23 protein-coding genes and 1 riboswitch are annotated in these 24,575 nt (G+C 72.4%); of the genes, 10 read left to right on the top strand and 13 right to left on the bottom strand.

The genetic code is table 11. The features are described 5' to 3' along the window. Window positions 1-150: 150 nt before the first annotated feature. Window positions 151-420 carry a (2Fe-2S)-binding protein gene (locus ABZ707_RS01390; protein WP_360165829.1) on the top strand — a complete coding sequence of 90 codons (270 nt, stop codon included), beginning with the start codon at window positions 151-153 and terminating at the stop codon, window positions 418-420. Between the two features lie 2 nt (window positions 421-422). Here the strand turns inward: ABZ707_RS01390 and bfr are convergent, their stop codons facing one another. Then, window positions 423-902: a bacterioferritin gene (gene bfr / locus ABZ707_RS01385; RefSeq protein WP_360165826.1), complete on the bottom strand. Its 480-nt coding sequence runs from the start codon at window positions 900-902 to the stop codon at window positions 423-425. Between the two features lie 154 nt (window positions 903-1,056). On the opposite strand from bfr, the gene ABZ707_RS01380 reads away from it, so the two are divergent. Beyond that, window positions 1,057-1,689 carry a sulfite oxidase-like oxidoreductase gene (locus ABZ707_RS01380; RefSeq protein WP_360165823.1) on the top strand — a complete coding sequence of 211 codons (633 nt, stop codon included), beginning with the start codon at window positions 1,057-1,059 and terminating at the stop codon, window positions 1,687-1,689. A gap of 28 nt (window positions 1,690-1,717) precedes the next feature. Here the strand turns inward: ABZ707_RS01380 and ABZ707_RS01375 are convergent, their stop codons facing one another. From ABZ707_RS01375 to thiO, 5 genes are all read right to left on the bottom strand, one after another. Continuing rightward, a complete protein-coding gene (locus ABZ707_RS01375; RefSeq protein WP_360165820.1) occupies window positions 1,718-2,569 on the bottom strand; it encodes a deoxyribonuclease IV in 852 nt (283 codons plus the stop codon). Window positions 2,570-2,576: 7 nt separating this feature from the next. Then, window positions 2,577-4,526 carry a Stk1 family PASTA domain-containing Ser/Thr kinase gene (gene pknB, locus ABZ707_RS01370; RefSeq protein ID WP_360165817.1) on the bottom strand — a complete coding sequence of 650 codons (1,950 nt, stop codon included), beginning with the start codon at window positions 4,524-4,526 and terminating at the stop codon, window positions 2,577-2,579. Window positions 4,527-4,614: 88 nt separating this feature from the next. Next, window positions 4,615-5,454, bottom strand: coding sequence for a thiazole synthase (locus ABZ707_RS01365; RefSeq protein ID WP_360165814.1), 840 nt, complete (start codon window positions 5,452-5,454; stop codon window positions 4,615-4,617). Window positions 5,455-5,460: 6 nt separating this feature from the next. Continuing rightward, window positions 5,461-5,685 (bottom strand): sulfur carrier protein ThiS, encoded by a 225-nt coding sequence (gene thiS, locus ABZ707_RS01360; RefSeq protein ID WP_360165811.1) that lies wholly within the window; start codon window positions 5,683-5,685, stop codon window positions 5,461-5,463. Beyond that, the gene (thiO, locus tag ABZ707_RS01355; RefSeq protein WP_360165808.1) at window positions 5,682-6,878 is read right to left on the bottom strand and encodes a glycine oxidase ThiO; all 1,197 of its coding nucleotides are present in this window, start codon (window positions 6,876-6,878) and stop codon (window positions 5,682-5,684) included. The genes thiS and thiO overlap by 4 nt, the downstream gene beginning before the upstream one ends. Beyond that, window positions 6,876-6,989, bottom strand: a riboswitch (TPP riboswitch). (Overlaps the previous gene by 3 nt.) Before the next feature lie 264 nt (window positions 6,990-7,253). Here thiO and ABZ707_RS01350 point away from each other — a divergent pair. The 5 genes from ABZ707_RS01350 to ABZ707_RS01330 all read left to right on the top strand — a co-directional run bounded on the left by ABZ707_RS01350 (window position 7,254) and on the right by ABZ707_RS01330 (window position 11,724). Further along, complete coding sequence (locus ABZ707_RS01350) at window positions 7,254-8,429, top strand: FAD-dependent oxidoreductase (RefSeq protein WP_360166931.1); 1,176 nt, start codon at window positions 7,254-7,256, stop codon at window positions 8,427-8,429. 119 nt (window positions 8,430-8,548) lie between these two features. Next, window positions 8,549-8,914 carry an Rv2175c family DNA-binding protein gene (locus ABZ707_RS01345; RefSeq protein WP_360165805.1) on the top strand — a complete coding sequence of 122 codons (366 nt, stop codon included), beginning with the start codon at window positions 8,549-8,551 and terminating at the stop codon, window positions 8,912-8,914. 88 nt (window positions 8,915-9,002) lie between these two features. Continuing rightward, window positions 9,003-9,665, top strand: a complete 663-nt coding sequence (thiE, locus tag ABZ707_RS01340; protein ID WP_360165802.1) for a thiamine phosphate synthase — start codon at window positions 9,003-9,005, stop codon at window positions 9,663-9,665. A gap of 169 nt (window positions 9,666-9,834) precedes the next feature. Next, window positions 9,835-10,752 (top strand): methylenetetrahydrofolate reductase [NAD(P)H], encoded by a 918-nt coding sequence (gene metF, locus ABZ707_RS01335; protein WP_360165799.1) that lies wholly within the window; start codon window positions 9,835-9,837, stop codon window positions 10,750-10,752. A 51-nt stretch (window positions 10,753-10,803) separates the two neighbouring features. Further along, window positions 10,804-11,724 carry a hypothetical protein gene (locus ABZ707_RS01330; RefSeq protein WP_360165796.1) on the top strand — a complete coding sequence of 307 codons (921 nt, stop codon included), beginning with the start codon at window positions 10,804-10,806 and terminating at the stop codon, window positions 11,722-11,724. 22 nt (window positions 11,725-11,746) lie between these two features. Here ABZ707_RS01330 and ABZ707_RS01325 read toward each other — a convergent pair whose 3' ends face one another. The 4 genes from ABZ707_RS01325 to ABZ707_RS01310 all read right to left on the bottom strand — a co-directional run bounded on the left by ABZ707_RS01325 (window position 11,747) and on the right by ABZ707_RS01310 (window position 17,228). After that, window positions 11,747-13,255 carry an NAD(P)/FAD-dependent oxidoreductase gene (locus ABZ707_RS01325; RefSeq protein WP_360165793.1) on the bottom strand — a complete coding sequence of 503 codons (1,509 nt, stop codon included), beginning with the start codon at window positions 13,253-13,255 and terminating at the stop codon, window positions 11,747-11,749. Window positions 13,256-13,699: 444 nt separating this feature from the next. Then, complete coding sequence (locus ABZ707_RS01320; protein WP_319681671.1) at window positions 13,700-14,308, bottom strand: TetR/AcrR family transcriptional regulator; 609 nt, start codon at window positions 14,306-14,308, stop codon at window positions 13,700-13,702. 36 nt (window positions 14,309-14,344) lie between these two features. Next, on the bottom strand, window positions 14,345-16,432 hold the full coding sequence (locus ABZ707_RS01315) for a YhgE/Pip domain-containing protein (protein WP_360165789.1): 2,088 nt from the start codon (window positions 16,430-16,432) through the stop codon (window positions 14,345-14,347). Further along, a complete protein-coding gene (locus ABZ707_RS01310; RefSeq protein ID WP_360165786.1) occupies window positions 16,404-17,228 on the bottom strand; it encodes an ATP-binding cassette domain-containing protein in 825 nt (274 codons plus the stop codon). The genes ABZ707_RS01315 and ABZ707_RS01310 overlap by 29 nt, the downstream gene beginning before the upstream one ends. Before the next feature lie 156 nt (window positions 17,229-17,384). Between ABZ707_RS01310 and ABZ707_RS01305 the strand changes: the two genes are divergently transcribed. From ABZ707_RS01305 to ABZ707_RS01295, 3 genes are all read left to right on the top strand, one after another. Continuing rightward, window positions 17,385-17,924, top strand: coding sequence for an SAV_6107 family HEPN domain-containing protein (locus ABZ707_RS01305; protein ID WP_360165784.1), 540 nt, complete (start codon window positions 17,385-17,387; stop codon window positions 17,922-17,924). 91 nt (window positions 17,925-18,015) lie between these two features. Continuing rightward, complete coding sequence (locus ABZ707_RS01300) at window positions 18,016-18,801, top strand: methyltransferase (protein ID WP_360165781.1); 786 nt, start codon at window positions 18,016-18,018, stop codon at window positions 18,799-18,801. A 296-nt stretch (window positions 18,802-19,097) separates the two neighbouring features. Beyond that, window positions 19,098-19,493 carry a DUF3040 domain-containing protein gene (locus tag ABZ707_RS01295; protein WP_360165779.1) on the top strand — a complete coding sequence of 132 codons (396 nt, stop codon included), beginning with the start codon at window positions 19,098-19,100 and terminating at the stop codon, window positions 19,491-19,493. 228 nt (window positions 19,494-19,721) lie between these two features. On the opposite strand, the gene ABZ707_RS01290 is transcribed toward ABZ707_RS01295, so the two are convergent. From ABZ707_RS01290 to ABZ707_RS01280, 3 genes are read right to left on the bottom strand one after another with little or no spacing between them, the layout of a single operon-like run. Next, window positions 19,722-22,163, bottom strand: coding sequence for a DUF3488 and transglutaminase-like domain-containing protein (locus ABZ707_RS01290; RefSeq protein WP_360165776.1), 2,442 nt, complete (start codon window positions 22,161-22,163; stop codon window positions 19,722-19,724). Then, a complete protein-coding gene (locus ABZ707_RS01285) occupies window positions 22,160-23,521 on the bottom strand; it encodes a DUF58 domain-containing protein (RefSeq protein ID WP_360165773.1) in 1,362 nt (453 codons plus the stop codon). Before ABZ707_RS01285 ends, ABZ707_RS01290 begins: the two co-directional genes overlap by 4 nt. Then, a complete protein-coding gene (locus tag ABZ707_RS01280; protein WP_360165770.1) occupies window positions 23,518-24,558 on the bottom strand; it encodes a MoxR family ATPase in 1,041 nt (346 codons plus the stop codon). Before ABZ707_RS01280 ends, ABZ707_RS01285 begins: the two co-directional genes overlap by 4 nt. Window positions 24,559-24,575: the final 17 nt, after the last annotated feature.

The following is a 24,575-nucleotide window of genomic DNA, read 5'->3' as shown; positions in this document are numbered from 1 at the left end:
GGCGGGCGGCCAGACGACGGTGGGGCGCGGATCGATGTGATTCGCGCCCCACCGCCGTGTCCGTGGCTGTTGCGTACCGCGGGTCACAGGTAAGGTTAGGTTTGCCTCACCGGAGAGTCCGGGCGGCCCGACCAATGACCTTGCCGGGAGGTGAACCGCGTGTACATCTGCTCATGCTTCGGCATCACCGAGACACAGGTCAGGGAACACGCGGAAGCCGGTGCCCGCACTCCGCGCGAGATCGCTTCGGCCAGCAAGGCCGGCACCGACTGCGGGTCATGCGTCCGCCGGATCCAGTCGATCCTCGGCCGGGGCGGCTGCCCGCGCCGGGAGCTGCTCGGTCAGGCCGGCACCGCTTTCGGCGCGCCGGTGGACGGGGTGGCGGGAGCTCCCGCACCCGGTCTGGGTGAAGCCGCTTAGCGTCAGCTCTCCGGCTGCTCGATGACCTGGGCGATATAGAGCGCCTCGCCGAGCTTCTCGACCAGTTCGAGCTGGGTGTCGAGATAGTCGATGTGGTGTTCCTCGTCCGCCAGGATCGACTCGAAGATGCGCTTCGACGTGTGGTCGTCCTTGCCCCGCATGACATCGATCCCGCGCTTCAGGCGGTCGATCGCCTCCACCTCGACCTGCCGGTCGGCCTGGAACATCTCGGTGACGGTCTGGCCGACGCGTACATGGAAGAGCCGCTGGTAGTTCGGCAGGGCCTCCAGGAAGATGATCCGATCGGTGAGCAGCTCGGCGTGTCTCATCTCGTCGAAGGACTCGGCCCGGGTGTACTTGGCGAGTTTCGTCCAGCCGAAGTTCTCCTGCAGCTTCGCGTGCAGGAAGTACTGATTGATCGCGGTCAGCTCGGCGGTCAGCTGCTCATTGAGGAACTCGATGACCTCGGGGTCGCCCTGCATCGCGACGCTCCTTCCAGGCGAGTGACGGGCCAGACGGCGCGCATCGTCGCACGGTGATCACTGACCGTCCAGTAAGGGCGAGCTTAATATGAATTGACCGAATTGGATCGGGCCTGGTCATGACCACCCCTTCCTGTCTGTCACCATGGACGGCATGGGTCAGCCGGAAAGCCGGAAATATCACGAGCCGGAACAGTCCGTGCTACCACCGGGGCAGCGGCTGCAGCGCGGCTGGCCGGTGACCCATTACGGGCCCGTACCCAAGTTCAAGCCCGACCGGTGGGAGTTCCGGGTCTTCGGCGCCACCGCCGACGGTGACAAGCACTGCTGGAACCACGAGGAATTCTCGGCGCTGGCGTTCTCGACGGTGGTGGCCGATCTGCACTGCGTGACGAAATTCAGCATGGTGGGGGCCGAATGGGGCGGTGTGCCCGCCCGTACGGTGGCCGAACTCGCACCGCCCGCGTCGAGCGTCACGCATGTCATGGTCTGGGCCGAGTACGGCTTCAGCTCCAATCTGCGGCTCGCCGACTTCGTCTCCGACCGTACGATTTTCGCCACCCACAAGGACGGCGAGCTCCTCACCGCCGAGCACGGCTTCCCGGTGCGTCTCGTCGTCCCGCAGCTCTATGCCTGGAAGGGGCCGAAATGGGTCCGGGGCGTCGAGTACATGACCGCCGACCGCCGCGGCTTCTGGGAGGAGCGCGGCTACCACAACATCGGTGACCCCTGGGCGGAGCAGCGCTACTCCTACCAGGAGGGCCCCGGGGACGGGCCCGAACTCTGAGCCCCGCCCGGCCCGGTGGGCGCGGCGGTCAGCCGTCGCGCAGCTTCTTCAGCCGCTCGACGTCCGACACATGTCCCTCCTTGCCGCCCGGTGTCTCGATCACCAGCGGAACGCCCTCGGTCGCCGGATGCGAGAACAGCTCACGGAACGGCTCCTCACCGATGTGGCCCAGGCCGATGTTCTCGTGCCGGTCCTTGTGCGCGCCCGCCACGTCCTTGGAGTCATTGGCGTGGATCAGCTTGAGCCGGCCCTCGCCGACCGTGTCCACCAGCAGATCCAGCGTCTGCCGCATGCCGTGCGGGCCACTGAGATCGTGCCCGGCCGCGAAGACATGGCAGGTGTCCAGGCAGACGCCCAGCTTCGGATGGGAGTCGAGCGCCTCGAAATACGGACCGAAGTCCCAGGTCCTGGAGCAGAGCGAGAAGCCCTGGCCCGCGGTGGACTCCAGCAGCAGGAACGGGTCGTCGTCGGTCAGCTCGTCCAGCAGCGGCAGCATCCGCTCCCGTACCTGGGCCAGCGCCACCTCGCGGGTGCGGCCGCCAGTAGCCGAGCCGGTGTGCACCACCACACCCAGGGCGCCTATCTCCCGGCCCCGGCGCAGGCTGTGCCGCAGGGACTCCACCGACCTCTCGGCGGTCGCCTCGGTGTGCGACCCGAAATTGATCAGGTACGGGGCGTGCACATAGGCCGGGATGCCGGCCGCCGCGCACTCGGCGCGGAACAGCTCGTCCTGCGCCGGACTCCCGGCGGACGTCGCCCAGGCCCGGGGGTTGGCGACAAAGACCTGCACGGTCTCGGCGCCCAGCTCGCGGGCGTAGGCCAGGCCGGTCGTGGCGAGGCCGCCGGCCACGGGGACATGGCCGCCGACGGGGTTGCGCATGGTGTCTCTAGAGTCCTTCGGTCTTGATGGTGATGGTGCTGCCCTCCGGTGCCTCGTCGCCGCCCTCGACGGACTGCTCGGACACCCGGTCGTCCAGGAAGGGGAAGCTGCGGTCGACCTCGACCTGGAAGCCCGCTCCCTCCAGCACGCTCTTGGCCTCCTTGGTCTTCAGCCCCGTGACATCGGGGACGGAGACCATCCGCGGTCCGCCGGACACCGTCAGCGTGACGGTGTCGCCCCGCGCCAGCCGGGATCCCTCGGCCGGAGACTGCACAGCCACGGTGCCCTCCTCCTCGGGTGAGTCCACCCGGTCCGAGGCGATTCTGACTTTGAGCCCCGACTCTTCGAGCTCGGCGGTCGCCTCGTCCACGGATTCGCCGGTCACGTCCTGGACCTCGACGGCACCGCCCTTGCTGACGACCAGGGCCACACCCGAGTCGGGCCGTACCTCGCGGCCGGGCGTCGGGTCGGAGCTGATCACCGCGCCCTGCGCCACATTGTCGTCGAACGACCGCGTGACCACCCCGGCGGCCAGCCCGGTCTCCTTCAGCGTACGCCGGGCGTCGTCGAGCGAGGTGCCCACGAGATCCGGGACCCGGACGACCTCCGGGCCCCGTGAGACGACGATGGTCACCGGGCCGTCGCCGCGGACGCGCCCGCGGGCTCCGGGGTCGCTGCGCAGCACCGTGCCGCGCGCGAAGGTGTCGCTGAAGTCCCTGGTGACCTTCGCGTCGAGCCCCGCGTCGGCGAGCCGGCTCCTGGCCTCCTGCTCGCTCTGGCCCAGCAGCGAGGGAACGCGGGTGAACTGACCGGAATTGATGTACCAGACCCCGGAACCCACGCCGAGGACCAGCAGCACCGCCACAATCGACGCGATCATGCCCCGCCGGGGCGCCGCTCCGCGGCGGCCCCGCGAGCGCGGGGGCGTGCGGTCCTGCGGCGCCATTTCCAGCACGCTCGTGTGCTCGACCGGCGATGCGCGCCGCGGCTCCGAGGTCGTCCGCTCGGGGTGTCCGGCGAAGGGGCGGGGGATCACCGACGTACGGGCCTCGGCCCCGGCGCCGGCCCCCGTCTCGGGCCTGGCCCGCGGCGGTACGGCGTCGAGCTGGGCGTCGGTGAGCCGGGTGCGGGCCTCGCGGGCCAGCGCGAGCAGCGCCACCGCGTCATAGGGACGGGCGTCGGGGTGGCGGGCGGTGGCCGCCGCGACCAGCGCGTCCAGCTCGACGGCGAGACCCGGGACGGCGGCGGACGGCGCGGGCACGTCCTCGTTGAGATGCAGATACAGCACCTGGGCGGCGGTGTCCCCGGTGTGCGGCTTGGCGCCCGTCAGCATTTCGTACAGGACGACCCCGCAGGCGTACACGTCGACCCGGGTGTCCGAGGTGCCGGACTCGATCTGCTCGGGCGCGAGATACGACACCGTGCCGAGCACGGACCCGGTGCTGCTGGTGACATCGCCCACCGTCCGCACCAGGCCGAAGTCCGCGACCTTGACCCGTCCGTCGTCCCCTATGAGGACGTTCTCCGGCTTCATGTCACGGTGCACGAACCCGGCGCGGTGCGCGGCGCCCAGCGCGGCGAGCACCGGCTCCAGGATGTCCAGCGCCGCCCGTGGCTGGAGGGCGCCGCGCTCCCGCAGGACATCACGGAGGGTGCAGCCCGCGACGTACTCCATCGCCAGATAGACGTACGCCCCTTCCGCGCCCTGGTCGAAGACGGCGACCACATTGGGGTGCGCCAGCCGGGCCACCGACTTGGCCTCGCGGATGAAGCGCTCCACGAAGCCGGCGTCGGTGGCGAGGGCCGGATGCATGACCTTGAGGGCCAGGACCCGGTCGAGGCGGATGTCGACGGCCCGGTAGACCGTGGCCATGCCGCCGACGGCGATGCGCGCGTCGACGCGGTAGCGGCCGTCGAGCACCTGCCCGACGATGGGGTCCTGAAGGGTCATGTCCACTCGGCGAGTCTACGATCCGCGGCGGACACTCCCGAAGCCCCGGGGCAGACCGGACACTGTTCCGCAGCCGAGCCGTGACAGTGGCGGGTCACACGGCCCTGACACCGTCCCCGGGAACCCCGGCACCGGTCGCCGGGAACGCCGGGCGCTCCGGGTCCAGGGCCGCCCGTCCCTCCACCGGGGACGACGCCTCCGCGAAGTGCCGGCGCGGGATCCGGCCCGCGCGGTACGCGAGCCGGCCGGCCTCCACCGCGTGCCGCATCGCCTCGGCCATCAGCACCGGCTCCTGCGCGCGGGTGACCGCCGAGGCCAGCATCACGGCGGCGCAGCCCAGCTCCATGGCGAGCGCCGCGTCCGAGGCGGTGCCCGCGCCCGCGTCCAGGATCACCGGCACCCGGGCCCGCTCCACGATCAGCTCGAAGTTGTGCGGATTGCGGATGCCCAGCCCGGAGCCGATCGGCGAGCCCAGCGGCATGATCGCGGCACAGCCCACGTCCTCCAGCTTGCGGGCGAGCACCGGGTCGTCGTTGGTGTAGGGGAGGACGGTGAAACCGTCGTCGACCAGCGTCTCGGCGGCGTCGAGCAGCTCGATCGGGTCGGGCAGCAGGGTGTGCTCGTCCGCGATCACCTCCAGCTTGATCCAGTCCGTGCCGAGCGCCTCACGGGCGAGGCGCGCGGTGAGCACCGCCTCGCCGGCGGTGAAGCAGCCGGCGGTGTTGGGCAGGACGCGGATGCCCAGGGAGCCGAGCACGGAGAGGACGGAGCCCTGGACCGCGGGGTCCAGGCGGCGCATCGCGACCGTGGTGAGTTCGGTGCCGGAGGCGATCAGGGAACGTTCCAGTACGTCGAGGCTGGGCGCCCCGCCCGTACCCATGATCAGCCGGGAGGTGAAGGTGGTGGAGCCGATGATGAGGCGGTCGTCCGCCATGACTGGTCAGCCTCCTTGGACGGCGGTGAGCACTTCCACCCGGTCGCCGTCCCCGAGCAGGGTGCCGGACCAGCGGGTGCGCGGGACGACCGTCTCGTTGACGGCGGCGGCGACACCCGAGGGCGCGGGAGTGAGGGCCGCCACCAGGATGTCGAGTGTGGTGGCGGCCGCCAGCGCGCGCGGCTCGCCGTTCACGGACACGTTGACGATGTCTGGGTTCGTACGGGTCATGCGGGCTGCTCCTGACGTACGGACGCGGCGGGGGAGAAGCGCAGGGGAGTGAAGGGGCGGGCCTCCGCGGGGAGTTCGCCCGTGGTCAGCGCGGTGGCCATGACATCGCCGGTGACCGGCGTGAGCAGGACACCGTTGCGGTAGTGGCCGGTGGCCAGGTGCAGACCCGGCAGCGCGGTGGGACCGAGCAGCGGCGCGTTGTCCGGCGATCCGGGGCGCAGTCCCGCGAGGGTCTCGGTGAGCGGCAGTTCGGTGATGCCGGGGACCAGTTCGTGGGCGTCCCGCAGCAGTTCGTACACACCGCCCGCGGTGACGGTGGTGTCCCAGCCCAGTTCCTCGCTGGTGGCGCCGACGACCAGGTCGCCGTTCTCGCGCGGGACGAGATAGACATGGCTGCCGCGCACCACGGCCCGTACCGTCCGGGACAGGAACGGCGCGTACGCGCGGGGCACCGTCAGCCGCAGGACCTGGCCCTTGACCGGACGTACCGGCGGCAGGACGTCTCCGGGCACCCCGTCGAGCTTTCCGCTGAGGCTGCCGCCCGCCAGGACGGTCCGGTCCGCGCCGAGCGCGCGGCCGTCGGCGAGGACGACGCCGGTGGCGCGGTCGCCCTCGACACGGAGCCGTTCGGCCCAGGAGCGGTGGAAGACCACTCCGGCCCGTTCGCACGCCGTCATCAGGGCCGCCGCCAGCCGGCGCGGATCGATCTGGTGGTCGCCGTCCACCCGCAGACCGCCGCGCACGCCCGGCGCGAGCATCGGCTCCAGCCGCCGGCATTCGCGGCCCGTGAGCCACTCGGACGAGAGCCCCGAGCGCTGCTGGAAGGCATGCAGCTCGCGGAGCTGGGCGCGGTCGTCGGCGTCGAGCGCCACGGAGAGCGCGCCGCAGGCGCGGTAGCCGGTGTCCTGGCCGCTCTCCGCCTCCAGTTCGGCGACGAAGTCCGGATAGCGCGCGGCGGAGGCGAGGTTGAGGGCGAGCAAGGTCTGCTCGCCGTAGTGGAGTTCGGTGACGGCCGCGAGCATGCCCGCCGCGACCCACGCGGCCCCGCCGCCGGGAGCGGGATCCGCCACGGCGGTACGCAGCCCCCGCTGCGCCGCCCGCCAGGCCGTGACCAGGCCGATGATCCCGCCTCCGACGACCAGGACGTCGGACCCCGTACTGCGGGCACCGGTTTCGTTCTGAGACGACTGCATGGGCGTCCAGCCCCTCCCTTCGCCGGCATGACCCGGATCAGGTTCGTACGGTCGGAGGCCGTCTCAGCCTCCCTCTCAGCCCGGTGCGTCCGGGCTCCCGCGAGGTAGTGTCCGATCCAGACTAACGCCCCGTCCCCCCGCTCAGTAAGGGAGCGGTCACCGTGGCGGGCCCTCTGGCGCTCCGTCAGCCGCTTGAGAGATGCTCGCGGCGGGGGCGCCGCCCGCCGGGGCGCCGGCACCGCGCCACCTCCTCCGAGGCGATCGGACAGGGCCTAAGGTGATCGGGTGAGTGAGCAGCAGCGGGGAGCCCGGGAGCGGACGCACGCGGACCGGGGGCCGGCCGGAGAGCCGCGCGTGGTCGTCGTCGGCGCGGGCATGGCCGGGGTGCAGACCGCCGTGGCGCTCCGGGAGAAGGGCTGTCGCGGACCGGTCACCCTGATCGGCGCGGAATCGCACCCGCCCTACGACCGGCCGCCGCTCTCCAAGGCGCTGCTGCTGGGCAAGGCGGACAGCTCGGCCTTCGACATCGACTTCGGGGCGTTCTCCGTCGAGCTGCGGCTCGGACTGGAGGTGACCGGACTGCGCGCCTCCGCGCGGGAGATCGACACGGCCGCCGGGCCCGTCCCGTACGACGTGCTGGTCGTCGCCACCGGCGCGGAGCCGATCAGGCTGCCCGGCGCCGAGGACGTGCCCGGTGTCCATCTGCTGCGCACGCTGGACGACGCGGAGCGGCTGCGTCCGGTGCTGGCCCGGCAGCACGAGATCGTGGTGGTCGGCGCGGGGTGGATCGGCGCGGAGTTCGCCACGGCGGCGCGTGAGGCCGGGTGCGCGGTGACGGTCGTCGAGGCGGGGGACCGGCCGCTCGCGGGCGCTCTGCCGGCCGAGGTCGCCGCCCCCATGGCCGGCTGGTACGCGGAGAGCGGCGCCGAGCTGCTGACGAACGCGCGGGTGGCACGGGTCGAGCCCGGGGCGGTGGTCCTTGACGACGGCCGGCGGCTGAACGCCGGCGCGGTGGTCGTGGGCATCGGGGCGCGGCCCGCGACGGGCTGGCTGAGCGGCTCCGGTATCGCGCTCGGACCGGACGGTTCGGTCACGGCCGACGAGCGGCTGCGCGCCTCGCTGCCCGATGTGTACGCCGTGGGCGACTGCGCGTCCTTTCCCTCCGCCCGTTACGGCGAGCGACTGCTCGTGCACCACTGGGACAACGCGCTCCAGGGGCCCCGGACGGTCGCGGCCCAGATCGTCGGCGAGAGCGAGCAGGTCTACGATCCCGTGCCGTACTTCTGGTCCGAGCAGTTCGGCCGGTTCGTGCAGTACGCGGGCCACACCGGCGCGCGGGAGGACACCGCGGGCACGCTGGTCTGGCGCGGCGATCCGGCCGAGGCCGCCTGGTCGGTGGTGTGGCTGCGGGACGGGGTGCTGGTCGCGCTGCTCGCCGTGGGCAGACCCCGGGACCTGGCGCAGGGCCGCAAGCTGATCGAGGCGGGGGCGCGGCTGGATCCGGAGCGGGCCGCCGATGCCTCCGTACCGTTGCGGAAGGCCGTTCTCTGACCCGTGGCGGCCCACGGCCCCGATTCCGGCGGCCCCGGCGGCTGCCGCGGCCGGGCCGGGAGGGCCACGACTGGGTGCCTCGGCTACCGTCTGTCAGTCCGGGATGGCACGCTTGTCCTGTGACCGAGATTGACGGAAAGATCGATGCTCTCGTCCCCGCCTGGCTCCACCTGCCCGACATCGCGGAAATGCTCGATGTCGAGGTGACGCGTGTGCGGCAGTTGGTCAAGGAAGGCCAGCTGATCGCCGTGCGCCGCGGTGAGAACAGGACGCTTCAGGTGCCGGCCGCCTTCATTGACGGCGGCAAGGTCGTCAAGGGCCTCGCCGGCACTCTGACGCTGCTGAGGGACGACAGTTTCACCGACGAAGAGATGCTCGAATGGCTCTTCACCCCCGACCCGACCCTGCCGGGCACGCCCGCGCAGGCGCTCAGCGAGAATCGCGGCACGGAGGTGAAGCGCCGGGCCCAGGCGCTCGCCGTCTGAGGACCTCATCACCCGCGGTGTGCGGCGCCCCGCGACCGCGCGCGGTCATGGCGCCGCCGCACACCGCCGACCCAACGGGGGATCACACATGTCCACGGCCATATCCGCGGCTCGCACGGCGCTCTCCGCCGCCCGGATCTATCTGTGCACGGACGCCCGCAAGAAGCAGGCGGATCTGCCGGAGTTCCTCGACGCGGTGCTCGGCTCCGGCGTGGACATCGTGCAGTTGCGCGACAAGGGCATGGAGGCGGCCGAGGAACTGGAACACCTCCAGGTCTTCGCGGACGCCTGCCGCCGCCACGGGGCGCTTCTCGCCGTGAACGACCGCGCGGATGTCGCGCACGCCATCGGGGCCGACGTCCTCCATCTGGGCCAGGGCGATCTGCCCGTCCCCGCGGCCCGCGCGATCCTCGGGGAGACACCGCTGATCGGCCGCTCCACCCATGCGGAGGCCGAGGTGGACGCGGCGGCCGCGGAGGCCGGCGCGGACTACTTCTGTGTGGGCCCGTGCTGGCCCACACCGACCAAGCCGGGCCGTCACGCGCCGGGTCTCGGCCTGGTGCGGTACGCCGCGGCACGGGCCGGGGACCGTCCGTGGTTCGCGATCGGCGGGATCGACGCGGGCAATCTCGACGAGGTACTGGACGCGGGCGCCCGCCGCATTGTCGTGGTACGGGCGATCACCGAGGCCGACGACCCGGCGGGGGCGGCGGCCGCGCTGGCCAAGCGGGTGGCGGAGCGCACCGGGTGACATGCCGGGGCCGCGCTGTCACGGCGGGTGTCCGGCGGCCCGAGGCGGTGTCCCCGGAGGGATCCGGCAGGTGTCCGGGGGCGTCCGAGACATGGCCAGTTAACCGGCAATCCCGGCAAAAGCCCCCGGTCCGGTTGGGGGACGGTCGGGCCCTCGATAGCCTTCGGATATGGCCCTTGGCACAGCTTCGACCAGATCGGATCACGCGCCTACTGTGCGTGATCTGCTCGCGACCGGTAAAACAACGTTCTCGTTCGAGTTCTGGGCGCCCAAGACCGAGAAGGGCGAGCGGAACCTCTGGAACGCGCTGCGCCGGGTCGAGGCGGTGGCACCGAGCTTTGTCTCCGTGACCTACGGCGCGGGCGGCTCCACCCGGGCGGGCACGGTCAGGGCCACCGAGCGGATCGCCGCCGACACCACGCTGACCCCGGTCGCGCATCTCACGGCCGTCGGCCAGTCCGTCGCCGAACTGCGCAATATGGTCGGGCAGTACGCCGACGCCGGCATCCGCAATATCCTCGCCGTCCGCGGCGACCCGCCGGGCGACCCGATGGGCGAGTGGGTCGAGCATCCGCAGGGCGTGCGCTACGCGGCCGAACTGGTCCGGCTCATCAAGGAGTCGGGAGACTTCTGCGTCGGTGTGGCGGCGTTCCCCGAGATGCACCCGCGCTCGGCGGACTGGGATTCCGATATCCGGCACTTCGTAGACAAATGTCATGCCGGGGCCGACTATGCGATCACTCAGATGTTCTTCGATCCGGAGGGATATCTGCGGCTTCGTGACCGGGTTTCGGCCGCCGGTTGCGCGACACCGATCATTCCCGAGATCATGCCGGTCACCAGCGTCAAGATGCTGGAGCGGCTGCCGCAGCTCAGCACCGCGGTGTTTCCGGCCGAGTTGAAAGAGCGGATCCTCGCCGTCAAGGAGGATCCCGTCGCTGTACGCTCCATTGGCATCGAGTTCGCGACGGAGTTCTGCGCAGGGCTTCTCTCCGAGGGTGTGCCCGGGCTGCACTTCATTACACTCAACAACTCCACGGCGACGCTCGAAATCTACGAGAATCTCGGACTGCACGAGCAGTCGTGACCGGCCGTACCCGCCCTGTCCCGGGGCGGTGGCCGCAGGAGAGGGGCGGGCATGGGCTGGACGGTCCTCTACATCGCATTCGGCATTGTGGCGCTGTGGCTGCTCGGCGAGGTGCTGTTGCAGTACAAGGCGCGGCTGCGCTGGCGGTTGCTCGCCTTCGCCGGGTTCATGTGTGTGGTGCTCGGTGTCCTGATGCCGTCCGTCTTCGTCATCGCGTTGGGCGCCCTCGCGTTCGCGGCCGGCCAGACCTATGTGACGCTGTCCTTCCGCCGCGGCTTCTCGACGGGCTGGGCGATCGGCGGCAGCCCGGGGGCCAGCCGGCGCCGCAGGGCCGGAAGCGGTCCGGCCGCCGAACGCGAACCCACCCTTGAGGTCTCGGACCTGGAGTACGAGCAGGCGGCCCCGGCCGCACAGGCCGTACAGGCCGCCTCGGTGTACGAACCGGAGCCGCTGCCCGACGACACCGGGCAGTACGGCGTGTACAACGACTACAACGACGCGCCCCACGAGCCGGGCCGGGGGGACGACTACGGCAACGGCGCCTACCACGGCTATCCCGGCTACGAGGAGCAGGCGGGCCAGGACGCCTACGCGGCGCAGGACGCCTACCCGGGCCAGGACCCCTATCAGCCGGGTCAGCCCACGTACCAGGGCCAGGACGCGTACGCCGCCCAGGGCGGCTACGCGAACCAGTACGACTACGGAAACGGCCAGCAGCAGTACGCCGCCTACTCCGATCCGTACGCCGGCCCGGCCGACGGCGGCCAGCAGTACGGCTCGTACGACGGCTTCGACGGCGGGCAGCAGTACGCCGACCCGTACGGCGGCCAGCAGTACGGCGCCGACACACCGCCCGGCGGGGTCTGGGTCCCGCAGCAGCGCGAGGGCGAGCAGAGCCCGCCGATACCGCAGGAACAGCCCCAGCGCTACGACTACGACCCTAACTACAACGACCAGCAGTACCGCTACTGACACAACGTCAGCGAACCGCGGCTCACTGTGAGCCGCGGAAGCCGGCCCCCTCGACGATCAGCCCGGCGACCAGCGAGCCCGACATACCGGCGTGGGCGAGCCCGCCGCCCGGATGCGCCCAGCCTCCCGCCAGATAAAGCCCGGACAGCCGCGCGGTGTTCGCCGGATACAGCATCCGGCCCTCCGCCCCGGCCAGCGCGGGAGCCGGTACCGAGCCGCCCTCGGCCCCCGTGAGCGCCGCGGTGTCGGCGGGCGTCCGTACCTCGGACCAGATCAACCGCTCCCTCAGCCCCGGCACGGCCGCCCCGGCAGCGGTCAGCAGCACCTCCGCGTACCGCTCGCGCGATGCCGTGCCGGACCAGTCGACCGGTCCGTGCGGGGCGACGGTCGCGGTGACCGTGACCGCCTCATGGTCCGCGTCGGGGCGGGTCTCCGGGTCGTCGGGCCGCAGCACCGTGACCGTCGGCCGCTCCGCCGTCCGGCCTCCGAAGACCTCGGCGGCCTCGGCGCCGCCGTCGGGGGAGTGCACCACCGTCCGGTGGGCGGCGTCCGCGTCCCGGGCGCCGCGCAGTGCCAGCAGTACCGTGAACCGCCCGGGCACCGGAGCGGACGCCTCGGGACGCGGCCGTACATCGCCGTCGCCCCAGAGGTCCCGTTCCACGAGGTGTACCGGAGAGACCCCCGCCACCACCTGGTCGGCCGCCGCGACGGTGCCGTCCGCCAGCTCGACCCCCACGGCCGCGCCGTCCTTCTCGGCGACGCGGGTCACCTCGGCCCCGAACACGAACTCCACCCGGCGGGCCAGGCACCGTTCGTACACCGCGCGCGCCAACTCCCGCATGCCGCCCCGGACATACCAGCTTCCGAAGGTCTGCTCCAGATAGGGCAACAGGGCGGCGCTCGCCGGGGCATGGCGCGGATCGAGTCCGTACGACAGGGCGTATCCGTCGAGCAGGGCGGCGAGTCGCGGGTCCGCCAGCTCCCAGGCGCCGATCTCACCGACCGTGCCCGCCCGGCGGGCGCCCCGCAGCAGTCGCCGCTGCCGCGGGGCCGGATACGGATCGCGGCCGAGCGTCTGCCAGTCGGCCCACAGCGGCTCTTCGAGCAGCGGCCGGCGCGAGCGGTCCCAGGCGTCCCGGGCCCGGCCGAGGAACGCGGCCCAACGCTCGCCGGCGCCAGCGCCCAGGGCCGCGTCCAGGGCGGAGACCACACCGGCCCGCGACGCGTTCGGCAGCAGGACATCGGTGCCGTCGGCGAAGACATGCCGGCTCGCCGGGTCGACCTGGTCGAGCCGGACGCTCTCCTCCAGCGGCTCCCGGCCGGTCTTGACAAACAGATCGCGGTAGACGGCGGGCAGATGCAGCAGGCCGGGCCCGGTGTCGAAGACGAAGCCGTCCCGCTCGAACCGGCCCACCGAGCCGCCGTAGGTCGCCGAGCGCTCGTACACCGTCACCCGTTGGCCTGCCACCGCCAGCCGGGCGGCCGCCGCCATGGCGCCCATCCCGGCGCCGATCACCGCAATCCGTGCCATGTCAGTGACCTTATCCGCCGTCCCGGCGCGCGGATGACGCCCCCCGCGACGCCGGGACCGGCCGGTGTGCCGGGCCGCCCGCCCCGGCGAGCACCCAGGTCTGAGTACCCGTACCTAGGGGCGGAGATGAGTAGGGGCACGGATGGGGCGCCGACCGTATCGGCGGAAGAGTGGAGACCACGGAAGGGGCGCGGCGCCGGTACCGCCGACACGGGGCGGCGGAACGGCGCGGCTCCCCTGACGGAACGGGGGTGCACGACGGGGAGCCCAGCGACCACGGGGGATCACGGGGGAGCGGGCTCTCCGGCATCACGCGGAAACGGGGACGGGGGATCACGCGGGACCACGGGGGAAACGGGGTCCACGGGGGAAGCGCCGGTCCGGTGCGGCTCGGGAGATCCGAGCCGCACCGGACCGGCCTTTTCGCACGTCGGCGGGGTGCTGTCAGCGTCCGCCGACGCGACCGTGCAGCAGCCGCGAGAGCGCCGCGTGCACCTCGTCGAGCGACCGCTCCGGCTGGAACGCCTGCCAGTCGAGGGCCGCCACCAGCACCATCCCGACCAGGGCCGCCGCCGTCAGCGGGATGTCGATCTCGTCGCTCAGCTCACCGCCCTCGACAGCGCCCCTGAGGACCGACTCGACAACGGCGACGGCTTCCTGACGCACCACCAGCAGCGTCGACTGCCAGGCCCGGTTGGTGCGCCAGAGTTCGGCGACATAGAGCTGGGTGAAGGCCGGATAGCGGTCGATGAAGACCAGTCCGGCCCTGATCATGGCGTCCAGCGCCTCGACCCGGCTGCCACCACGCTCGGCGGTCCCGTCGGCGGCGGTCCGCAGGGAGGAGGTGAGCAGCCCGACGCCGTGCCGGAGCAGCTCCTCGAACAGCTCGGTCTTGCTCTTGAAGTTGTAGTAGACCGTGCCCTTGGCGACCCCGGCGCGCTCGGCGATCTCGTCCACCGTCGTCGCGGAGAAACCCTGTTCGGCGATGAGGGTGACGGCTGCCTCGTAGAGCTTCTGGCGGGTGGCCCGGCGGCGGGTGCTGCTGCTGTCCATGGCGACGATTCTCACAGGTCCGCGGCTCACGTCCGGTCACAGGCTCAGCTCCGGATGGAGCCGGTCGAAGGTCCATACCTGCTTGCGCCGGGCGGACACGGCGGTCAGCAGCAGGGCGGCCGCGGTGAAGGCGGTGAGCACACCGCAGGCCCCCCAGACCCGGCCGAGCCCGCCGCCGGTGATCAGCCTGCGCAGCGCCTCGACCACGTAACTCATCGGCAGGAAGGGGTGGATGGCGCCGAAGAAGCCCGGACTGGTCTGCACGGGATAGGTGCCGCCGGCCGAGGTGAGCTGGAGCATCAGCAGCGCGAGCACGAGAATCCGGCCCGCCGCTCCGAAACAGGCGTTGAGCCACTGCACGATCGCGGAGAAACAGCAGGTGACCAGCGTCAGGAAAGCGGCCGTGCCGACGGCGTGCGCCATCCGGAGCCCGATCGCCCAGTGCAGTACGGAGAGCAGGGCGCCGGCCTGGAGCACGCCGAGCGCGGCGACGGGCAGCCAGCCCGCCAGGGCGATCCGCCGGGCGGGGGCGCCGGTGGCGAGGGCGCGCCGGTTCAGCGGCTGGATCAGCATGTACGCCACCATCGCGCCGACCCAGAGGGAGAGCGGGATGAAGTACGGGGCGAAGCCGGTCCCGTAGTTGGGCGCCGGGTGCAGTGACCGCGACGCGAGCTGGACGGGGTCGGCCATCACACCGGTCCGCCGGTCGCGGTCGTGCTTGTCGTAGTCGGGGATCTTGGCGACACCATCGTTGAGCCCGTCGGCCAGTTGGGCCGATCCGTCGGCGAGCCCGACGATGCCTCCGCCGAGGGTGTCCGCGCCGGAGGTGAGCTCGCCGACGCCGGTGTCGAGCGCGGAGGCGCCCTTCCCGGCGCCGGTGATCCCGGTGTGCAGCCGGTCCGCGCCCCTGGCGACGTCCCTGGCACCGGTGTTGAGCGCGTTGATGCTACTGACGGCGCTCTCCAGATCCTCGTCCAGCCGGGGAGCGCGTTCGGCCAGTGCCTCCGCCTGCTTCCGCAGGGTGGCGAGACGGCCGTCCAGGCTCTTCAGATCGCCGTGCTCGTCGCGCACCAATGTGTTGAGGTCGTCGGCGACGGTGGCCACATCGGCCGCGGCGGTCCTGGCCCGGTCGAGCGGCGGGCAGGCGGCCGGGTCGGGGACGGCCCGTTCCTCGCAGCGTGTCCGGTAGACGCCGTCCAGCTCGGTGGAGGCCCGGTGGGCGCCGGTCGCGGCGGCGGGCGCGGCCTTCACGAGGACGTCGAGGTTGTCCCGTACGGCCTGCGCGGAGTCCGCGACCAGCCGCGCCGACGCGGCGATGGACTTGCCGTTGTCCCGGAGATACGGACGGACGTCGTCCGCCAGGCGGTTGACCCTGTCGGCGAGCGACTGGGTCCCGTCGGCGACCTGCTGGGCACCGCTCTCCAGGTCGCCCGCGCCCTTGTTGAGTCTTGTCAGTCCGCCGGCCAGCTCGCCACTGCCGTCCTTGGCGGTCCGCAGTCCCTCGGCGAGATCCTCGGATCCCTTCTTCGCCCGGCTGATACCGCTCTTGAGCCGGTCGGCGCCCTTCGCCGCCCGCGCGGTGGAGTCATGGATACCGGAGAAGGAGATGAAGATCCGGTCGAGGAAGGAGCGGGAGGCGTTTGTCGAGGCGGCGGTGCGTACCTCGGAGAACACCGTGCGGGAGAGCTGGCCCACGATGTAGTTGTTGGCGTCGTTGGTCCGCACCTGGAGCGCACCGGTCTCCGGTGCGTCGCCCGAACTGGAGGCGATCCGCTCGCTCAGATCGGCGGGCATGGTCAGGGAGAGATAGAAGGAGCCGTCCTCCACACCCCGGCGGGCCTCGGCCGCGCTCACCTCGTGCCAGGCGAAGACCTCGCTCTCGCGCAGTCCACGGGTGATCTCGTCACCGGCCGAGATCTCGCGGCCCCCGGCATGGGCGCCCCTGTCGTCGTTGACGAGCGCGACGGGTATCCGGTCGAGCCGTCCGTACGGATCCCAGAAGGACCAGAGATAGAGCGCGCCGTACAGCAGCGGCAGCAGCGTCACCGCGACCAGTGCGGCGCGTGGCAGCTTTCCCCTGCCGAACCGCTTCAGCTCAAGCGCGGCCAGTCCCGGCGAGCGCATCGGCCGTCCTCCTCTCGTCCGGTGTGCCGGCCGGCCCGGACCGCTCGGGCCGGTCTTGCGTGCGGACGACGACGTCCGCGTCCCCGGGGGCCTGGCCGCACACGGCGAGGACGGTGACACCTCCCGCGGCGACGGACCGCAGCAGCCGCCATGCCTCGTCGCGGCCCGCGTCGGAGAGCTTGAGGTCCAGGTCGTCCACCGCGAGCAACCGGGGCCCGCCGATCAGCGCGAGGGCCACCGAGAGGCGCAGCGCCTCCAGCCGCTCCAGGTCGCGCACCGCGGTGCGCTCGCCCTTCGGCAGGGCCGACGGGTCGAGACCGGCGGCCTCCAGCGCGGTGTCGATACGGCCGTGTGTCCGGGCGGCCCGCTCGGCGCGGGGCCGCAGCGGGGCCGGCAGCGATCCGTCGAAGCGCCTCAGCAGCGACGCGCGCTCGCGCAGATGTTCGGCCACGGTCAGGGCCGGATCGAGATCGCTGACGCCGGGGACCGGGCCGAGAGCGCTGATACGGCGTACGGCGGCCAGTCCGCGACCGCGCCGCAGAGGCAGTCCGCCCACCTCGGCACGGCCCTCGGTGGAGCGCATCCGGCCGGTGAGCGCCAGCAGGAGACAGGTGCGGCCGGAGCCCGAGGGGCCCTCGACCGCGATCAGCGCGCCGGGCCCGGCGTCGATCCGGACATGGCGGAACGCCCAGCCGCGCGGGCCCCTGAGCCCGAAGTCCGCCGCGGTGAGGGCCGCGCCATGTGCGGTCCGGTCACCGGCGGCCCCGGCCTCGCTGCCGTCCTCCGGGCTTTTCATGGGCGCTCCTGTTCTTTGCACTGACCAGTCAGTGCAAAAATGTACTGCGAACGGAGTTGCGAAGCAAAACAGCAGGTCAGGGCGGATTGTCAGTGGCGCACCCCAGGATGGACACATACGGCCACAGTGCCGTCACCCGACGACAGGAGGTTCGTCATGGCCAGCTCCCACGTCGGCGCACCGCGCCGACGCCGTACCGGCGGCCCTGCACCCTCACTGACCGGACCGCCGAGTGATGTCCACCCCGTCCAGCGCAAGGCCACCGCGCCGCCCGCCGCCCTCGATCTGCTCGCCCAGGCCCGTACCGGGCTCGACGAGGCCGCCACCCTGGACGCTCCGAACGAGCGCTATGCCACCGCCCATCTCGCCGCCCTGCGCACCGCCGCCGCGGTTCTCGCGGCCCGCGGCCGCCCGGAGACCACGCCGCAGAAGCGCCGTCGCATCAGAAGCGCCTGGGAGGTCCTCCCCGAGATCGCGCCCGAGCTCTCCGAATGGAGCGCCCTCTTCGCCTCCGGCGCCGCGCGCAGGGCGCGGGCCGAAGCGGGTATACGGGGTGCGGCCGGCACCCGCGACGCCGACGATCTGCTGCGGGACGCGGCCATGTTCCTCCGGCTGGTGGAGCGGCTGCTGGTGCTCGATCCTGTGCTGCCCCTGCCCAGGGCCGGACAGCCGCGACAGGAGGGCGCCGCGGGGTGACCGGGACGCGCGGCCGAGGCAATAAGGTGGGCGGAGCCCGCACCGTTCACGCCCGCCGCCAGGGCGGCGCCGCGCCGAGGAGTCAACTGCCGTGTCGGACCCTTCCCCCGCCTTCGGTGGGGAGACGCCATCGCGCCCCCGCGGCCCGCTCCGGACCGCCGTGGTGTGGGAGGTTCTCAAGGACGCTCTCGACCGCCGGGTCAAGGCCGCGGGCTCGGACGCCCTGGATGTGCTCGACACCGGGGGAGGCACGGGCAATTTCGCGGTGCCCGTCGCCCGTCTGGGCCATCGGGTCACCGTGGTCGACCCCAGCCCCAACGCGCTCTTCGCGCTGGAGCGCCGGGCCGCCGAGGCCGGAGTGGCCGAGCGGGTCCGGGGCGTCCAGGGTGATGTCCACGGCCTCTTCGACGTGGTCGACCGCGGCGGCTTCGACGCGGTGCTGTGCCACGGCGTCCTGGAGTATGTGGACGACCCGGCCGAAGGCGTACGGAACGCCGTGGACGCCCTCCGCCCGGACGGTGCGCTGAGCCTGCTCGCCGCGGGTCTCGGCGGCGCCGTGCTGGCGAGGGCGCTCGCCGGGCACTTCACCGAGGCCCGGCAGGCGCTCACGGACCCGGCCGGGCGCTGGGGCGACGGCGACCCGGTGCCCCGGCGCTTCACCGCCGAGCAGCTCACCGGTCTGGTCGGCGCGGCCGGCCTCCGGATCGCTGCCGTGCACGGTGTACGGGTCTTCGCGGACCTGGTTTCCGGGGGTCTGGTGGACACCCAGCCCGGGGCGCTGGACGCGCTGCTGAAGCTGGAGGCGGCAGCCGCCGAACTGCCCGCTTTCCACGCCGTCGCCACTCAGTTGCACGTCCTGGGCGAGAAGCGGGGCTGACCGGACGCCGTGGAAGGCGGTCCGAAGCGCTGATCGTATGGCTGATCAGCGACGCAGCGGCACATGGAGTCGGCCTCGGGCCCCCCGGGGACGCGCCGGGCGCCGTATGATCGGGGTACGCCATCCGGCATGACGGATCGGTTGTTGGGGAATCAACGCCTCAGCGGCTGAGCCGATATGGCGGCCCGGAACAGCGAAATGGCGTTGAGGGCGGGTTTCACGGGGGCGATTCCCTGCCTATCCTTGAAGGGGCCGCGTACCGGTCGCCCCCCGCGACCGACGACTAGGAGGACTCCGTGCCGCTCTCGGAGCACGAGCAGCGAATGCTCGAGCAAATGGAGCGAGCGCTGTACGCCGAAGATCCCAAGTTCGCGACAGCGCTTGAGGGAAGCGGGCTGCGTACCTACACCCGGCGACGGGTCTATCAGGCAGTCGCAGGCTTCCTGGTGGGTATCGCGCTCCTCATGGCCGGAATGGTCGCCCAGCAGATCTGGATCAGCGTGGTGGGGTTCCTCGTCATGCTCGGCTGTGCGGTCCTCGCGGTCACCGGCTGGCGCAAAGCGCCCAAACCAGGCGAGCAACAGGCGGCCGGCGGCGTTCCGGCGGGCCGACGACGACCCAGACAGCGACGCTCGATGATGGACCGGATCGAGCAGCGGTGGCAGCGTCGCCGCGACGAACAGGGCCAGTGAACCTCTGAGGTTCTGCGGTCTCCGGTCGCCGAAACACTTCGACGGAACTCTCAGCACCCTGAGAACTCTCAGAACACTGAGAACACTGAGAACACTGACAGAGCGATACCGCCGGGGGAGCGACTCCTCCGGCACAGCGGCTGAGGGGCGAACGCATCGCGCGTTCGCCCCTCAGCCGCTGTGTGCCGCATGGTTCTGGTCGGGGCTGCCCCGGCCCTTCGGCGCCCGTCAGCCCTGCTCGTGGGAGGGGCGCCGCCGGAGCACGGGCAGCCGCCGGGCGAACTGGAGCCGCTGGACCTCCCAGCGGGAGAGATATGCCGTCCAGCGTTCCGAGACGGTCCAGACCACCCGTATGGAGGAGCGCGGCAGGAGAAGTGCGCGCAGCCGGGTCCAGCGCCCGGCCGAGGCCCGCAGCCCCTCCCGGGCCCGCTCGATGTCGTCGGTCAGACCTGTCCCGGGCTGAGGGCGCGACGCGTACAGCACCTGCTCCACAGAGCCGGCGACGCGGTGTACCGCCTCGGCCGCCTCACCCGCCAGCCGACCGCGCTCCACGATCCGGACCGCCACCTTCCGCGGCGTCAGCGAATCGTCCGGCGGGACCCCGAGATCCCACGCCGTATCGATGATTTCCCGCCATGCTCCGAGCGTCCTCGCCACGGCGTCGGCGGTCGTACGGCCGCCGGAGCCCAGCCGCCGCGCGCGGGCCCTGATCCGGAGGAACATCGGCAGCAGCGGCACCATCAGCAGCAGCGCCACCACCGAGACGATCAGGGCGCCGAGCAGCCAGGACGTCAGCGAGAAGCCCGAGTCCGAGGGCGGCGCCGCCCCGTCGGCCGCGGCGGCGCCGCAAGCACCCAGCCGCCTCTCCTGCGCCGGGCAGCTCTCCGAGGCGGAGGGCGCCGCCGAGGGCGCGGCCGAGGCACTCGCCTCGGGCTGCAGCGGATCACTCGGCGAACCCGCCGGGGCCTCCGGGAGCGTGTACTCGGGGGCGCTGCCCCGGCTCGGGGTCGGCTCGAACCGGGTCCAGCCCACACCCTCGAAGTACAGCTCCGGCCAGGCGTGGGCGTCGTGCAGCCCCACGGACACGCTGCCGTCCGGCAGCGGGGTGCCGGGCGCGAAGCCCACGGCCACCCGCGCCGGTATCCCCAGCGTGCGGGCCATCGCGGCCATCGTGAAGGAGAAGTGGACGCAGAAGCCCTCCTTGTCCTCCAGGAAGCGGGTGATGGCCGCGACCCCGGTGCCCGACTCCACCTGGGTGTCGTAGGTGAAACCGCCGTCCACCGCGAACCAGTCCTGCAGCTTGACGGCCCTCTCGTAGTCGTTCGCCGCGCCCGCCGTGATCCTGAGCGCGGTCGACTTCACCACGGCCGGCAGTACGGCGGGCACCCGCGTGTACTCACGCAGCAGCGCGGCCGGGGCCCGCGGCGCCGAGGCGAGCTGCTCCCGGGTCGGATTCACCACCAGGCTGTTGACCTGGTAGCTCGCGCCGCGGGTCGACACCCCGCGGTCCCGGCCCCCCACCATCCGGCCGGCGGGGTCGAAGCGCCAGCGTCCGGCTATCTTCACCTCGGTCGCCGGATACGGCATCGGCAGATAGGTCTGCCGGTACCACCCGGCGGCCGAGATCATGGTCGATATCTCGGTGGTGCTCACATCGGGCCGCAGACCCGGGGCATCGGGCAGCCGCTCGGGGACGTCCTCAAAACCGCGTGGCGTGTACCTCCACGTCGTCCCGTCGAACCTGTCCAGGGCCATGATCCGCAGATACAGACCGCTGGTGTCCTCCGCGTTGGTCCTGTAGCGCAGCGCCTCGCGGTCCTCGGCCTGGTTCAGATCGTCCTTGAGCGAGACCAGCGGGGTCACCTCGTTGATCCCGGCGCCGCGGCCCACTCCCGGGCCGCTCCCGCCGCCCGTGCCGACCAGCAGCCCGCCCTGCAGGTCCGGCAGGACGGCCGGCACCGCCAGGGCGATCCCGAGCGCCAGCACACCGATCCGGCGTCCGGTACGGACCGGGGCGATCGCGGCGCCGCCGCCCGTGCCGAGACCGGCGGAGACCCGGCCCGGCGCACGCGGCGCGCCGCCGAAGACCCGGCCCCACTGGGAGAGCCGGTCCCGGCTCTCGGCCAGGAGCAGCAGCAGATAGCCGGCGCCCGCCAGCGGGAACCACAGCCAGGACTGCTCGCCGCCGGAGAGCCCCGCGGCGACCGAGTAGAGCGCGAGCAGCGGCAGTCCGGCGGGGGCCGCGCTGCGGAATGTCACCGCGAGGGCGTCCACCGCGAGCCCGATGAGCAGAACGCCGCCGATCAGCATCAGCCTGATGCCGTCGGTCGCGGGCGCCGGTATCGCGTACTGTCCGACGTCTTCGCCGCCCGACGTCAGCAGCGCGCCGAACTCCTCGAAGACTCCGGGCGCGGGCAGGAAGCCGAAGAGCGCCCGGTCCCCGCCGAAGGTCACGGTGAGCATCACCAGGGCCGCGACGGCCTGGAGCGCCACGGTCAGCGCCCGGGCCAGCGGCACCCGCCGGGCCAGCGCGCCCACCCCGCTCAGGACCGCGACCATGACCGCGGCCTGGACGAGCCAGGTCGCGGGGCTGACGAGCGGCAGCAGGGCGCCCGCCGCCATCACCGTGGCGGCGAAGGCGCACAGCGCCACCCTTCCGCGACCGCTCATGACCATCCTCCGGAGAAACCTGTCGTGCCGCCCGCGACGGGCGATTCGGAGCGCTGCCGCGCGGCGTGCTGCCACAGCTCGGGCAGCGAGGCGCCCGGGCCGACGGCGAGAGCTGTCCAGCCCGCCTCCCGCAGTTGCCGCAGCCGTTCCTCCGCCCGGGCGCCCGGCCGGACCCCTCCCGCCCAGCCGTCGCTGTCGAGCACAAAGGCGACGGCCGCGCCGCTGCGCTGCCGCATACGGGCCGCCACCGCGGTCTGTTCCTCGTCGAGATCCCCGAGGAAGGCCACCAGCAGCCCCTCGGTGCCGCCGCGCAGGACGTCGTACGAACGGGACAGACCCGCACCGTCGGAGTGGTCGACGACCGCGAGCGTGTCCATCAACAGCCCGGCGGAGTCGGCGGAGTCCTGGGTCGCCCCGGCGGAACCGTCGGCCCCCTCGCCGGGCACCGAGCTGCCCGTGTCCGTCAACAGCCGTACCGCGTAGCCCCGTTCCAGCATGTGCACCAGAGCGGAGGCCGCGCCGGAGACCGCCCATTCGAAGGCGGAGTCGGGTCCCGCGCCCTGGTAGGCGATGCGCCGGGTGTCCAGCAGCACCGTGCACCTGGCCCGCTGCGGCTGCTCCTCGCGGCGCACCATCAGCTCGCCGTAGCGGGCGGTGGAGCGCCAGTGCACCCGGCGCAGATCGTCCCCGTGGCGGTAGCCGCGGGGGATCACGTCGTCGTCACCCGCCTGTGCCAGCGAGCGCTGCCGCCCGTCGCCGTATCCCGAGGACTCGCCCACGAGCCGCACCGGCGGCAGCGGCTCGGTCCGGGGGACGACGGTCAGGGTGTCGTACGCGCTGAACGAGCGGGTCAGTTCGCACATTCCGAAGGGATCGGCCAGCCGTAGCTGGAGGGGGCCCAGCGGATAGCGCCCGCGCAGATCCGAGCGGACCCGGTAGGCCACCTCGCGGCGGCCGCCCGCCTCCACCCGGTCCAGCACGAAACGGGGCCGCGGGCCGAGCACGTACGGCACATGGTCCTGGAGCATCAGCAGCCCGGTGGGCATCCGCGTGACATTGTCCAGCCGTAGCTGGACCCGGGCCTCGGAGCCGGCCGGCACCTGGGAGGGCGACAGCCGCCTGCTGCCCGCGACCCGGTAGCGCGTGTGGCTCAGGACCGTCACACAGATCAGCGGCAGCAGGGCGAGCAGCACCCCCACATGCAGCAGATCGGACTGGCCGAGGACATAGGCGCACACCGCCGCCGCGATCCCGGCGGCGAGGAACGACCGGCCGCGCGTGGTCAGTCCGGACAGCGCGGCCCGCAGCCCGCCCCGGTCCTCACCGCCCGGTGCGGCAGGCCCCCCGGGAGCCGTCACAGCCGCCGGCCGCCGGGCCGCTGGCCGTAGATCCGCCCGCCGGGAGCCGGGTGGCCCGCGCCCTGGCCCGCCTCACCGGTGGGCACGGGAACGCGCTGGAGGATCTCCAGCACGACCTGCTCGGCGGTGCGGCGGTTGAGCTGCGCCTGGGCCGTGGGCAGCAGCCGGTGCGACAGCACCGCGGGCGCCAGGGCCTGTACGTCGTCGGGCAGCGCGTACTCCCGGCCGCTCAGCGCGGCCGAAGCCTTCGCGGCGCGCAGCAGATGGAGCGTCGCACGCGGCGACGCCCCGAGTCTGAGATCGGGGTGGGTACGGGTCGCCCCGACCAGCTCGACGGCGTACCGCTGGACGGAGGGGGCGACATGGACCACGCGCACCGCGTCGATCAGCTTCACGATGTCGTGCGCGTGGGCCACCGGCTGCAGGTCGTCCAGCGGGGAGATCCCGCCGTGCACGTCCAGCATCCGCAACTCGGCCTCCGCGCTCGGGTAGCCGATCGACACCCGGGCCATGAAGCGGTCGCGCTGGGCCTCCGGCAGCGGATAGGTGCCCTCCATCTCCACCGGGTTCTGGGTGGCCACCACCATGAAGGGGCTGGGCAGTTCATAGGTCTGCCCGTCGATGGTGACCTGGCGCTCCTCCATCGACTCCAGCAGCGCGGACTGGGTCTTGGGCGACGCGCGGTTGATCTCGTCGCCGATCACGATCTGGGCGAAGATCGCGCCCGGTTTGAACTCGAAGTCCCGCCGCTGCTGGTCGTATATCGACACCCCGGTGATGTCCGACGGCAGCAGGTCGGGGGTGAACTGGATACGCCGCACCGAGCAGTCGATGGAGCGCGCGAGCGCTTTGGCCAGCATGGTCTTGCCCACGCCGGGGACATCCTCGATCAGAAGATGTCCCTCGGCGAGCAGCACGGTCAGCGAAAGCCGTACGACCTCAGGCTTGCCCTCGATCACACCCTCCACCGATGCGCGCACACGCTCCGCTGTGGTGGTCAGATCAGTGAGGCTCGCTCGATCGTCATAGGTCGTCACCCGGCCCTCCTCGGCCC

It is taken from the genome of Streptomyces sp. NPDC006923 (genome assembly GCF_040635655.1).
Classification (GTDB): domain Bacteria; phylum Actinomycetota; class Actinomycetes; order Streptomycetales; family Streptomycetaceae; genus Streptomyces.
This window is presented reverse-complemented; position numbering and strand designations above follow the sequence as displayed.

Bases quoted from the DNA above. Each gene is read 5' to 3' on its own strand.
- thiS (WP_360165811.1), bottom strand. From the start codon at position 5,685: ATGACCCGTACGAACCCAGACATCGTCAACGTGTCCGTGAACGGCGAG.
- ABZ707_RS01320 (WP_319681671.1), bottom strand. From the start codon at position 14,308: ATGGACAGCAGCAGCACCCGCCGCCGGGCCACCCGCCAGAAGCTCTAC.
- thiE (WP_360165802.1), top strand. From the start codon at position 9,003: ATGTCCACGGCCATATCCGCGGCTCGCACGGCGCTCTCCGCCGCCCGG.
- ABZ707_RS01305 (WP_360165784.1), top strand. From the start codon at position 17,385: ATGGCCAGCTCCCACGTCGGCGCACCGCGCCGACGCCGTACCGGCGGC.
- ABZ707_RS01330 (WP_360165796.1), top strand. From the start codon at position 10,804: ATGGGCTGGACGGTCCTCTACATCGCATTCGGCATTGTGGCGCTGTGG.
- ABZ707_RS01315 (WP_360165789.1), bottom strand. From the start codon at position 16,432: ATGCGCTCGCCGGGACTGGCCGCGCTTGAGCTGAAGCGGTTCGGCAGG.
- bfr (WP_360165826.1), bottom strand. From the start codon at position 902: ATGCAGGGCGACCCCGAGGTCATCGAGTTCCTCAATGAGCAGCTGACC.
- ABZ707_RS01290 (WP_360165776.1), bottom strand. From the start codon at position 22,163: ATGAGCGGTCGCGGAAGGGTGGCGCTGTGCGCCTTCGCCGCCACGGTG.
- ABZ707_RS01325 (WP_360165793.1), bottom strand. From the start codon at position 13,255: ATGGCACGGATTGCGGTGATCGGCGCCGGGATGGGCGCCATGGCGGCG.
- ABZ707_RS01350 (WP_360166931.1), top strand. From the start codon at position 7,254: ATGGCCGGGGTGCAGACCGCCGTGGCGCTCCGGGAGAAGGGCTGTCGC.
- ABZ707_RS01375 (WP_360165820.1), bottom strand. From the start codon at position 2,569: ATGCGCAACCCCGTCGGCGGCCATGTCCCCGTGGCCGGCGGCCTCGCC.
- ABZ707_RS01310 (WP_360165786.1), bottom strand. From the start codon at position 17,228: ATGAAAAGCCCGGAGGACGGCAGCGAGGCCGGGGCCGCCGGTGACCGG.
- ABZ707_RS01365 (WP_360165814.1), bottom strand. From the start codon at position 5,454: ATGGCGGACGACCGCCTCATCATCGGCTCCACCACCTTCACCTCCCGG.
- thiO (WP_360165808.1), bottom strand. From the start codon at position 6,878: ATGCAGTCGTCTCAGAACGAAACCGGTGCCCGCAGTACGGGGTCCGAC.
- metF (WP_360165799.1), top strand. From the start codon at position 9,835: ATGGCCCTTGGCACAGCTTCGACCAGATCGGATCACGCGCCTACTGTG.
- ABZ707_RS01380 (WP_360165823.1), top strand. From the start codon at position 1,057: ATGGGTCAGCCGGAAAGCCGGAAATATCACGAGCCGGAACAGTCCGTG.